The sequence below is a fragment of the Candidatus Zixiibacteriota bacterium genome, from assembly GCA_022865345.1.
Lineage (GTDB): Bacteria > Zixibacteria > MSB-5A5 > MSB-5A5 > RBG-16-43-9 > RBG-16-43-9.
In genome coordinates, this window is record JALHSU010000017.1 from 1 (window position 1) to 11317 (window position 11317).

The 11317-nt window shown below is 43.7% G+C and carries 10 protein-coding genes and 2 tRNA genes; all 12 read left to right on the forward strand.

Annotated features, from left to right (window positions below; genetic code table 11):
• The first annotated feature begins 66 nt into the window (after positions 1–66).
• The 12 genes from MUP17_00805 (at position 67) to MUP17_00860 (ending at position 11203) form a co-directional block, all read left to right on the forward strand.
• A tRNA-Pro gene (locus tag MUP17_00805) sits at positions 67–140 on the forward strand.
• A 59-nt stretch (positions 141–199) separates the two neighbouring features.
• Positions 200–682 carry a TIGR00725 family protein gene (locus tag MUP17_00810; protein MCJ7457516.1) on the forward strand — a complete coding sequence of 161 codons (483 nt, stop codon included), beginning with the start codon at positions 200–202 and terminating at the stop codon, positions 680–682.
• A 2-nt stretch (positions 683–684) separates the two neighbouring features.
• On the forward strand, positions 685–969 hold the full coding sequence (locus MUP17_00815; GenBank protein ID MCJ7457517.1) for an acylphosphatase: 285 nt from the start codon (positions 685–687) through the stop codon (positions 967–969).
• A 24-nt stretch (positions 970–993) separates the two neighbouring features.
• Complete coding sequence (locus tag MUP17_00820) at positions 994–1521, forward strand: adenine phosphoribosyltransferase (protein MCJ7457518.1); 528 nt, start codon at positions 994–996, stop codon at positions 1519–1521.
• 76 nt (positions 1522–1597) lie between these two features.
• A tRNA-Arg gene (locus MUP17_00825) sits at positions 1598–1672 on the forward strand.
• 145 nt (positions 1673–1817) lie between these two features.
• The gene (locus MUP17_00830; protein ID MCJ7457519.1) at positions 1818–3278 is read left to right on the forward strand and encodes an outer membrane protein transport protein; all 1461 of its coding nucleotides are present in this window, start codon (positions 1818–1820) and stop codon (positions 3276–3278) included.
• Between the two features lie 259 nt (positions 3279–3537).
• Positions 3538–4224 (forward strand): tetratricopeptide repeat protein, encoded by a 687-nt coding sequence (locus tag MUP17_00835; GenBank protein MCJ7457520.1) that lies wholly within the window; start codon positions 3538–3540, stop codon positions 4222–4224.
• Between the two features lie 14 nt (positions 4225–4238).
• On the forward strand, positions 4239–6428 hold the full coding sequence (locus MUP17_00840; protein ID MCJ7457521.1) for a glycoside hydrolase family 57 protein: 2190 nt from the start codon (positions 4239–4241) through the stop codon (positions 6426–6428).
• Positions 6429–6485: 57 nt separating this feature from the next.
• Entirely contained in the window at positions 6486–6851 is a 366-nt protein-coding gene (locus tag MUP17_00845; protein MCJ7457522.1) for a DUF4870 domain-containing protein, read from the forward strand.
• 204 nt (positions 6852–7055) lie between these two features.
• On the forward strand, positions 7056–8024 hold the full coding sequence (locus MUP17_00850) for a methylcobamide--CoM methyltransferase (GenBank protein ID MCJ7457523.1): 969 nt from the start codon (positions 7056–7058) through the stop codon (positions 8022–8024).
• 209 nt (positions 8025–8233) lie between these two features.
• On the forward strand, positions 8234–9199 hold the full coding sequence (locus MUP17_00855; GenBank protein MCJ7457524.1) for a methionine synthase: 966 nt from the start codon (positions 8234–8236) through the stop codon (positions 9197–9199).
• A gap of 174 nt (positions 9200–9373) precedes the next feature.
• Positions 9374–11203: a bifunctional homocysteine S-methyltransferase/methylenetetrahydrofolate reductase gene (locus tag MUP17_00860; GenBank protein MCJ7457525.1), complete on the forward strand. Its 1830-nt coding sequence runs from the start codon at positions 9374–9376 to the stop codon at positions 11201–11203.
• Positions 11204–11317: the final 114 nt, after the last annotated feature.

Genomic DNA, 11317 nt, shown 5'->3' on the forward strand with positions numbered 1-11317 from the left:
AAAAGCGATTTTTCTATTGACTTTCATAAAAAAAAAATATAAGATACTTGAGTTAATTGAATAAAACGGGGCGTGGCTCAGCCTGGTAGAGCACTTGGTTCGGGACCAAGGTGTCGTCCGTTCAAATCGGATCGCCCCGAAGATAAGATATAGGATAATAGGTGAAAATAACAATCCGGGGGTAAAAGGGAGCCGGTGTATGAAGTTAAAAGAAGCAAAGAAGGAAAGTAAGAAGATTTTCATCGGGGTGATTGGAGCAGGGACTTGCTCAAAGAAAATCTGCAATACTGCAGAGGAAGTGGGTAAATATATTGCCAAATCAGGAGCGATCTTAGTATGCGGCGGGTTAGGCGGGGTGATGGAAGGTGCGGCTAAAGGTGTCAGGGAAAATGGAGGAGTTACCATAGGGATAATACCAGGGGAAAGCAGGGGCGATGCGAATCCTTATATCGATTACCCCATAGTAACCGGATTTGGAGAAGGCAGAAATCTGGTAGTAATTCGCAGTTCAGATGTCATTATAGCCCTGCCTGGAAAATATGGGACCCTGTCCGAATTAGCCTTCTGTCTAAAGTTAGAAAAACCGGTAGTCAGCCTGGGAACGTGGGATGTCTCGGAGAGGATCATTAAAGCCAAAGATGCTAAAGAGGCAGTTAAGTTAGCCCTGGATCAAATCAAGTAGAAATGAGCCCGGATAAAGTTGCCGCTCATATAATTATTTCTGGAGTAGTTCAGGGAGTTGGATTTCGCTATTTCGTGTACAGAAAAGCAGGGGAATATAATCTCAAAGGGTACGTCAGAAACCTTTATAATGAGGATGTAGAGATTGAAGTGGAGGGGGATAAGGGTATGATACTGGATTTCATTAAAGATTTGAAAATCGGACCCCGGTCTGCGCATGTCACCGGGGTAAATATCGAATGGAAAGAATACCAGAATAGTTACCCGGATTTCCAGATAAAATTCTAAGGATTGGTCGTTAAAGGAGAAAAGATGGCTCAGGATTTAAAAAAACTGATCAGAAGCGTTAAAGATTACCCCAAGAAGGGTGTGGTTTTCAGGGACATCACCACTTTGCTTAAAGACGGAAAAGCATTTAAAAAAACAGTCGATTTATTGTATAAAAAATATCATGGCAAGAAAATCGACCTGGTGGTTGCAGTCGAATCAAGAGGTTTTATCCTGGGCGGAGCTTTAGCTAACCGTTTAGGAGTCGGCTTTGTGCCGGTTCGTAAATTCGGAAAATTACCGGCTGACAGAATCGAACAAAAATATGACCTGGAATATGGAACTGATTCTCTGGAAATCCATAAAGATGCTGTCAAAAAAGGACAGAAGGTTCTGATCGTGGATGACCTTTTAGCCACCGGTGGCACTCTTCAAGCCACCTGTAAGCTAGTCGAGAAATTAGGCGGAAAAGTAGTTGGCATCCTGGTATTAATAGAGTTGTCTTTCCTGAAAGGAAGAGAGAAACTGAAGAACTATGACCTGTTCTCCTTAATCAAATATGCCAGGGAGTGATCATCGAGTATTGTCTTGCGGGTGGAAGGGAAAGGACTAATCACTAATCACCATTCGCTAATCACTTTATTTCTCCGCCCCCGTAGCTCAGTTTGGATAGAGCAGCAGTTTCCTAAACTGTTGGCCGCCCGTTCAAGTCGGGCCGGGGGTAGAAATACAGTTTAAAAGTTTAAAGTTTGAGGTTTAAAAGAATAAACAAAAAAAATAAAAAAATACTTGCCAAGAAAAAGGTAAACTTATATATTTGGAACTTAAAATTATGCGGTGAACCAAAAACCCAAAAAGGAGTGAGCCAGATGAAGATAAAACTAATCCTGACAATCGCCTTGCTGGTCTTAGCCTTTACCAACCAGGGACTTGCTCAGGTTCTAGTAACCAGAAATATCCTTGATTACAATTTGTTAGGAGGAGGGGCCAGAGCCAGGGGGATGGGAGGGGCTTTTATTGGAGTATCCGACGACCCATCTGCTGCCAGCTGGAATCCAGCCGGGCTTATTCAATTAGATAAATACCAGATGGGAGCAACTCTTTATTTCATAAATCCCAGATTGAAATATACCACTACTTATGCTAACTCTGATTTTCCGAATTCTTTAAAGCAGAACAAAGCCTCGATCTCTTTCGGGAGTGTGATCATCCCTTTTAAACTTTATCAGAAGGAGGTAGTTGGTAGCGTCCTGTATAACAGGTCTTCTGACATCTATGATAAACGGATTTATAATTTCCCTGGCGAGAGACGCATCGACAATTTCGGCGTCTATATAGCAGGTGAGGATTCTGTCCGAATCGGGGATAAGGAGGACGAGATTACAGGAGGACTGGATATAATAAATCTTTCTTTAGGTACTAAGGTTTATAAGGATTTATCCTTAGGCGTAGGCTTAAATATCTACACCGGCTCCTACGAATATAATTCCAATCAACAGATAAGATTCACCTGGAACCCGGCTTACGACACATTAATCACCTATCATCCCTTCATAAAGGGGACTTATTCCGGAGTTAATTTCACGCTTGGTGCAATGTATAAATACAGAGACTTCAGGATTGGGGCTATAGTGAAAACACCCTTTAAGTTACAGGAAAAAGACGATGCTCAGTTTCTCAAGGATGTCATCATTAACGGGGTTACTATTACTAATCCAGATGCAATTTCATCCCGGCCGGTCTTCCCGGTTGAATATAAGCAGAAATGGGAAATCCCCTTAACGGTAGGTTTTGGAGCTTCCTACAGGATAAAAGGACTTACTTTAGCCGGAGACCTGGAGCTGAGGAATTTCAGCAAAGCAAAATTGCAGTATCCCTCCAGATGGTCTGATCCAAATTCGCCAGATACCACGATGGATCTGGGTTGGAATTCCCTGGCTCAATTCAGGATCGGAGGAGAATACGTTTATCAGAGTAAATATGGGTCCATACCCATAAGAGCGGGATTCAGAAATGAACCTAAAGTTTTCTCGGACCTGAAAAATGTGGAGATAACGGGAATTGATTTTGATCCACAGGCCGGAGCTAACCTTAAAAATGCATTGGATGTAATCGACATAGTAAGTCAGGAGAATGGGAAGAAGGTTACGGGATATACGCTCTCTTTAGGAACTGGAATAGGGTGGAGCCAGATAAAACTTGATCTTACCTATGAGTACAGCAAGTACCAGACTGCAATGAGCGGTTACATTATAGGTGCACCTTTTGATATTAGCAAGATTGTGAAAAAGGATAACCGGTTTTTGGTGAACTTCACCGGCTTTTTTTAATTTCTATGGTAATTATATACAGGCGAAGCTCGATTTCCAAAAGAGCTTCGCCTTTTTTGTAAAGGACTTGATTGGTGATGAAACTATATTGAATTAAATATGTGATAATGTCATTCTGAGTCCCCGTAGGGACGAAGAATCTAAAGATGCTTCAGTCGTCCCGCCTTAGGCGTGACCCCCTCAGAATGACAAAAAACTTGCCCAATAAATTGGGCAACTACGAGATCATAATATAATTTTTTGTGAGGAGCTAATAGACATGAGTCCTAAAAAAGGAAAAGTAACCAAACATATGATGAAGGAAGATAAGCTGGTAACTACCACTTTTAAATTTACGGAATTTGTCCAGAAACACTCCAGGGAGTTTTTGATACCCGGGGCTGGACTGCTGGTGGTCGCTCTTGTGGTTTTGTTTTTGATCTCTTCCAATAAAAGTCGCAATCAAAAAGCAGCTGAGCTTTTGGGAAAAGCCCGGGTAGAGCTTGAGTCCGGAGAGTTTCAGGCAGCCACAACCGACCTGCAGAACATCTGGAGAAGTTATAAAGGGACAGATGCTGCTCAGGAGGCATTATATCTTCTGGGGAATTCTTATTATTATGGTAAAGATTACGACCAGGCACTGCGATATTTTCAGGAATTCGTGAGCAGATATCCAAAAACCGACCCTCTGCTTTTATCCGGGGCTTATTCCGGCATAGGAGATTGTCACGTTCAGAAGAAAGAATATGGGCAGGCAGCTGACTCCTATCTTCAGGCTGCAGGCAAAATTACGGATGATTTTGTTATTCCCAATTTACTCCTCTCTGCAGCTCAATCTTATTCCTATGCCAACCAGCTTGATAAAGCTAAGGAGCTCTACAACAGGATAATAACCAAATACCCTAATTCAAAAGTAGTAACCCAAGCTCGGCTGGAGTTAGCAGAGATCTCGGCGCAGAAAGGTTAAGAGAGAACTAATTTATGGATCCAAATTCGTTAAAGCCATTGAAAGTTGCCTTCATCTGGCATATGCACCAGCCTTATTATAAGGATCTCAAAACCAACCGTTATCTTCTCCCCTGGGTGAGGCTGCACGCCTTAAAAGATTATTATGATATGGTGGCTATACTGGATAACTATCCGGGCATCTCTATGACTTTTAACCTGGTGCCGACTTTGATCGAACAGCTCCAGGATTACTCCTCCAATTCGGTTTACGATCGTCATCTGTTTTTGACAGAGAAAAGAGCTGACCAGTTGACCTCAGACGAAAAACTGGAAATAGTCAGGGATTTCTTTATGGGCAATCAATCGACGATGATTAAGTCCTATCCGCGTTTTTATCAGCTCCTTCTCAGAAGGGGAGAGGACCCTGAGAAGTTCCCTCAGATTGCCCAGAGGTTCTCCCCTCAGGACTTCCTTGACCTGCAGGTTTGGTCTAATTTGGTCTGGTTTGATCCGATTTTTAGAAAAGATGCGGAATTGGCCCCCTTGTTCAAAAAAAAGGAGAATTTCACCGAGGAAGACAAAAAGATGATGCTTTCAAAACAGAAAAGCATCATCCATTCGATTCTTCCGAAGTACAAAGAGTTGAAGGATAAAGGACAGATAGAGATAACTATTTCGCCCTGCTGTCACCCCATATTGCCATTGCTCTGCAACACTGATATAGCTAAGGTCTCTCAGCCAAACACTGCTCTTCCTTTGAAAAAATTTTCTCACCCAGAGGATGCCCTGGCTCAGATCAATTGCGGGGTCGAATTTTTCGAGAGGGTTTTCGGCGGAAAACCCAATGGAATGTGGCCCTCAGAGGGAGGGGTAAGCGAGGACATCGTTCCTCTAATTGCCCAGGCCGGGATCAAGTGGGCAGCCACGGACGAGGAGATACTGTATCTGAGCATGAAGGTTGAAGGGTTTTCTGACCATTATAAGAATGACCTGTTGTATAAACCATACGAAGTGACCGTTAAAGGGAGTAAACTCTTTTTTGTTTTCAGAGATCATCTCCTTTCCGATTTAATCGGATTTGTCTATTCCCGCTGGGACCCCCAGAAAGCAGCAGATGATTTGATTAACCGGCTGTTAGAGATCAGGAAAAATCTGAAAGAGGAAGAGATACCAGAATCAATAGTAAGCATCATCTTAGATGGGGAAAACTGCTGGGAATACTATAAAAACGACGGACATGATTTTCTTAATGCTCTTTACACAGGACTTTCAAAGGAAAAGTCGATTCAGACTACCACAGTAAGTAAGTTCTTAGATGAGACTCAGGTAAAATCCAAATTGCCTAGTTTATACCCCGGCTCCTGGATCGACCACAACTTTAAAATCTGGATTGGAGAGCCAGAGGATAACTTGGCTTGGGACCTGCTCAATGAGACCAGAGAAAGGTTAGTAGAATTCCAGCAGAGAAAAGGCGGCGATATTCCCCAGGAAAAACTTAAAGCCGCCTGGAAGGAAATCTACGTAGCTGAGGGTAGCGACTGGTGCTGGTGGTATGGAAGCACTCATTCAGGTCCGGGCAGCGAGCTTTTCGATCTCCTTTTCCGTTCACACCTTCTTTCTGTATATGATATTATGGAACTGGAGCCGCCCCAAACTCTTTTCCAATCACTGAGAACCGCTGCTAAGGTATTGGCGATCCAGGAGCCTACCAATTTCATTACCCCGACTTTAGATGGTAAAGTTACCCATTTTTATGAATGGGAAGGAGCAGGGGTTCTGGATTGTGTGAAGTTAAGCGGGGTGATAAGGAGGGCAGTCAGCGTAGTAAAACACATCTATTTCGGGCATGACCTGGAAAATCTTTATTTGAGGATAGATACGGTTCTACCTGTAGAGAAATATTTTGCCGAGGATTACAGGTTGGATTTTGAAATTTTTATTCCGTCCCGCTTCAGGCTCCCGGTCTCGAAAGATAAAGCTTCCCTTTGCAGATATGACCAGGAAAATAAAAAGTGGAAGGAAACCTCAATACCGGTAAATTTCGCATTTGCCAGGGTCCTGGAGCTTTCTCTGCCCCTTTCTGCTTTTGAGCAGATGAAGGAGAAAGGATTTCAGTTCAGGGTGATAGTCAGAAAAGGAGAGGATGAGATCGAAAGGTGTCCGGAAATTGACTTGATAAAATTCAGCTTTTTACAAGCGGACAAAACCCCTGCTTACTGGTAAAAACTGTAGAGGTTCAAAATTTTGAACCCCCACACTGATGATTCTTATAAGAAAAAAATGGACGATATAGAACGCATGAACACTGAAGAGAAAAATGAGGAACCGGATCAATCTCAGGAAAAGATGATCCAGGAGGGAAAAGCAGCAGCCATTCTGGGTTATATACCGTTTATGTGCTTTGTCCCTCTGATCAAGATGAGAGATAATCCTTTTGCCCTTAAGCACGGGAAGCAGGGATTACTTCTTTTTGCTTTAGAGATTATCGCCATTATCTTTCTTTTTCCCAAGATAAGCCAGCTATTCTGGGGAATGATACTGATTCTCTGTCTGGTCTCGGCTGCAGCCGGGATAATATACGCTACCCAGGGGAGAGACTGGAAAATACCTTTTATAGGTGAATTAGGGGACAAGCTGAAGCTCTGATTTTTTAGAGGTACACATGCATGATTGCTCTTCGTTGGTGTCTTCACCAATGAAGGTAAGCTCTTTGGTCTGGAGACCAACGAGCAGCAAAACGAGGGTATGTATGTAGGGCAAGGCCGTCAAGGTCTTGAGACTTTCAGCCTCGCCCAAGCGACCCTCTTAAAGGGGTCGCGCTAAAAACCCCGTTTATAACACAAAAAAACTATGATCAGAACAACCGTAGTAGGTAATTATCCTAAAATAAGCTCGGATAAGAACGTGCCCAATCTGAGAAATGCTTTGAATCAGTTTGACCAGAAAAAGATCTCAAGAGAGAAGTTGGAAGAGGTCTATAAAGCAACTATTGTCAGAGTTTTGAAGGAGCAGGAAGAAGCAGGGATCGACATCATCACTGATGGACAGATCAGATGGGATGACCTGGTGACTCCTTTTGCCAAGAATATCGAAGGGTGCGAAATTAATGGGCTCTTAAGATTTTTTGACAATAACGTTTACTACCGGAAACCAGTAATAAAATCCAGAATGGTTTTCAAAGATTATACTACCCTGGAAGAGTATAAATTCGCTAAAGCTAATTCATCTAAAAAATTAAAAGTGGTTTTGCCAGGACCTCTTACCTGGGCAAAATTATCCCTGGATGAGTATTACAATGATTTGAAGACTTTAGTGACAGACTTCAGCCAGATTCTGCGAAAAGAGGTTCAAAAATTGGATCAGGAAGGGGTAGAATATATCCAGTTCGATGAGCCTTCTTTATGTAATTTCCCCCAAGAGATTGGTCTGGTGAAGGAAAGCTTAAGGATTATCACCTCTGGTTTAAAAACTAAATCTATCCTTTTTTTGTATTTTGGAAGCATAAGAAATCTCACTTCGGGACTTTTTGACATGCCTGTGGATATCATAGGTATTGACCTGGTGAGCAAGCCTGAGAATTTAGATGTGATCCTCAAAGCAGATGTGAAAAAAGAGGTGATACTTGGATGCCTGGATGCCCGGAATACCAAAATGGAGGATGAAAAAGAAATCCTCCAGCTAATCGACAAGGTCTCAAAAAACATTCCTCCAGACAAGATCTATATCAGTCCTTCCTGCGGGCTTGAATTTCTGCCGCATGAAAATGCCCTGAAAAAAATAAAACTTCTTTCCTCCATTGCTACCAAGTTCAATTCCTGATAACCTGAGTTCTGACAAATGGGCTAAAGATTATTTGCGTTAAATTGATATGTAGAAGGACGAGATACTTCGCTTACGCTCAATATGACAAAGCCTGTCCGAAGACCGTCATTCTGAGGGAGCGAAGCGACCGAAGAATCCGTCGAATTTGACCTTGAGGTAGATTCTTCGCCCTGCGGGCTCAGAATGACACATAAGGAGAAGAAATTATGCTTTTGACGACCAGTGTGGGGAGCTTTCCCAAGCCGGATTACCTGGCTAAAGCCAGGACACAGTTTTCCCGCGGTGAAATCACCGAAGAAGAACTGCATGCTCTGGAGAAAAAAGCGACTGCTGAGGTAATCAAGTTTCAGGAGGAAATTGGAATAGATATCCTGGTGCACGGCGAGATGGAAAGAGGGGATATGACCACCTATTTTGCAGAGAGATTAGAGGGTTTTGGCGTAAGCGGTCTGGTTCGCTCTTACGGAAACAGATATTATCGCAAGCCGGTGGTTCTTGGAGAAGTAAAAAGAAAAGCTCCAATGACAGTTGAGACTTTCAAATTTGCCCAGAGCCTGACCTCAAAACCGGTCAAGGGAATGCTCACCGGTCCTTATACTATGACCGACTGGTCTTTTAACGAGTATTATCCGACCCGGAGAGATACTGCCTTATCCCTGGCTCAAGTAATTCATCAGGAGGTTGCAGATTTAGAAAAAGCAGGGGCAAAATATATCCAGATAGACGAGCCGGCTTTATCCACCCGGCCTGAGGAGATAGATTTAGCCATAGAGGCGATGGCTATAGTCACCAAGGGGATTACAGCAAAAACTATCAGCCATATTTGCTACGGTGATTTCTCCAAAATCTATCCCCGGCTACTCGATCTGCCAGTTGATCAGTTAGACCTGGAATTTGCCAACAGCAATTTCGCCAATTTAGAGCTTTTCAGGAATCCGAAATTCACCAAAGAAATAGCGGTTGGTGTAGTAGACGTTCATAGCCACATCATAGAGACCAAGGAACAGGTAAAAGCAAATATCAAAAAAGCGTTAGAAGTTTTTCCTTTAGAAAAAGTCTATATCGATCCGGACTGCGGCTTAAAGACCAGATCAGTCGAGGAAGCCCAGGCTAAGCTTAAAGTAATGGTTGAAGCAGTTCGCGAGGTCAAGCAAGAATTGGGCATTAAGTAGCGCGACCCTTTTCCTATTAACGGATCCGTAGGACAGGGTCGCTTAACGCAGTGATGGGATTGCTTCGTCGCCCAGATGGGCTCTTCGCAATGACGATCATAGGCTGTCATTGCGGGCGAGTGAAACGAGCGAAGCAATCCGTCGACGTCATTAGGAAATCATAATTTAAGAATCATGAGCCTTTTCTTAGAAAGACTTCAAAAAGGTGCCCTCTTGTGCGATGGGGCAATGGGAACCCTGCTCTATACCAGGGGAGTTTCCTATTATCAGTGCTTTGACGAACTGAACCTGTCAAATCCCCAGGTCGTGCAAAAGGTGCATCAGGATTACATCAAAGCAGGTGCGGAGATTATTGAGACTAATACTTTTGGCGCCAACCGGTTCAAGCTGGCAACTCACGGATTCGAGGAGAAGGTCAGGGATATAAACTTGAAAGGGGCAAAGCTTGCCCGTGAAGCCAGAGAGATAGAAGGTAAGGATATCTTTGTGGCTGGCTCTATCGGACCCATAGGGCAGAGGGTTCATCCATTCGGGGAGATTACCTTAAAGCAGGTCAGAGAAGCCTTTTTAGAGCAGGCAGAAGGGCTTTTAGAAGGCGGAGTAGATTTATTCATAGTTGAGACCATATCTGACCTCAGGGAAATGAGGGAGGCAGTTTCTGCTATCAGAGGCATCTGTCAGCTGCCAATTATCGCTTCAATGACCTTTGGAGAGGACGGAAAAACCCTGATGGGGAACACTCCTGAAGAGGTGGCAGAGTTTCTGAACAAGTTAGACGTAGAGGTCGTCGGTGCCAACTGTAGTGTTGGTCCTTTGAAGATGTACGAGGTCGTCCAGACCATGAAAGGCAAAAGTGACAAATTCTTTTCTGCCCAGCCTAATGCCGGCTTGCCTCATTTTGTCGAGGGAAGATACATTTATCTTTCCTCGCCTGAATATATGGCGGACTATGCGGAGAAATTCATCCGCTCTGGAGTAAATATCGTGGGTGGTTGCTGCGGCACCACGCCTGAGCATATAAAAAAAATGTGTCAGGTGATCAGGAAGCTTAACTCAAAGTTCACGTCAGTTGACGAGCCGGATATTCTGGTAGAAGAGGAAATCGAGGAGGAAAAAGTTGAAAGACCAGTGATTGAGCTTTCAGATTTTGCCCAGAACATAGGTAAGAAATTCTTAGTCTCGGTTGAATTAGACCCACCCAAAGGAACCAATCCGGAGAAGATACTTCAGGTGGCTCAGAAACTCAAGGATAAAGGGATCGACGCGGTGAATATTGCTGATAGCCCTATGGCAAAGGTAAGGATGAGCTGCCTTTCTACGGCTTATCTTCTGAGGGAAAAGACTGGTATCGATGTGATCCTGCATCTCACCTGTCGAGACAGAAACCTGATGGGCTTGCAATCAGACCTTTTAGGTGCGCATGCCCTGGGTATCAGGAATATCTTAGCTATTACCGGTGACCCGCCCAGCTTAGGAGATTATCCCCATATGACCGCAGTATATGATGTTGACTCAATCGGTTTGGTGAAGATCATCCAGAAACTAAATTCTGGCTGTGATTGGGCAGGGAATTCAATCGGCTCACCCGCCTCTTTTTTCGCAGGAGTCGGAGTTGACCCTAATGCTGAAAACTGGGATAGAGAATTAGACCGGCTCAGGGAAAAAGAAAATGCTGGTGCAAATTTTATCTTCACCCAGCCATTTCACGATTTAGAGTCCTTAGAGAAATTCTTAAGAAGAATCGAAGGGATTAAGCTGCCAATCTTTATGGGACTGCTCCCCTTACAAAGCTCAAAACACACAGAATTCCTTCACAACGAAGTCCCTGGCATCAGAGTTCCGGATAAAATAAGGGAGAGGATGAAAAAAGCAGGGGAGAAGGGCGCAAAAGAAGGCGTCCAGATCTGCAAGGAGCTTTTAAAAGAAGCTAAATCCTTAGTCTCCGGGGTTTATTTGATTCCTTCCTTTGGCAGGTTTGAGCAGGTTTTAGAGGTGATAGAATAAAGAAACGTAGGGGCGGGTTTAAAACCCGCCCCTACAAAACCCATAGCGTCGGGCTTGAAGCCCGACGAATCTGTAGCGTCCGACCATCATGTCGGACGAAAAACAACTGAGACG

What these genes read in the sequence shown, in the direction of transcription:
- MUP17_00815 (MCJ7457517.1), top strand. Translation starts at nt 685, where the DNA reads ATGAGCCCGGATAAAGTTGCCGCTCATATAATTATTTCTGGAGTAGTT.
- MUP17_00850 (MCJ7457523.1), top strand. Translation starts at nt 7,056, where the DNA reads ATGATCAGAACAACCGTAGTAGGTAATTATCCTAAAATAAGCTCGGAT.
- MUP17_00860 (MCJ7457525.1), top strand. Translation starts at nt 9,374, where the DNA reads ATGAGCCTTTTCTTAGAAAGACTTCAAAAAGGTGCCCTCTTGTGCGAT.
- MUP17_00855 (MCJ7457524.1), top strand. Translation starts at nt 8,234, where the DNA reads ATGCTTTTGACGACCAGTGTGGGGAGCTTTCCCAAGCCGGATTACCTG.
- MUP17_00840 (MCJ7457521.1), top strand. Translation starts at nt 4,239, where the DNA reads ATGGATCCAAATTCGTTAAAGCCATTGAAAGTTGCCTTCATCTGGCAT.
- MUP17_00820 (MCJ7457518.1), top strand. Translation starts at nt 994, where the DNA reads ATGGCTCAGGATTTAAAAAAACTGATCAGAAGCGTTAAAGATTACCCC.
- MUP17_00845 (MCJ7457522.1), top strand. Translation starts at nt 6,486, where the DNA reads ATGGACGATATAGAACGCATGAACACTGAAGAGAAAAATGAGGAACCG.
- MUP17_00830 (MCJ7457519.1), top strand. Translation starts at nt 1,818, where the DNA reads ATGAAGATAAAACTAATCCTGACAATCGCCTTGCTGGTCTTAGCCTTT.
- MUP17_00810 (MCJ7457516.1), top strand. Translation starts at nt 200, where the DNA reads ATGAAGTTAAAAGAAGCAAAGAAGGAAAGTAAGAAGATTTTCATCGGG.
- MUP17_00835 (MCJ7457520.1), top strand. Translation starts at nt 3,538, where the DNA reads ATGAGTCCTAAAAAAGGAAAAGTAACCAAACATATGATGAAGGAAGAT.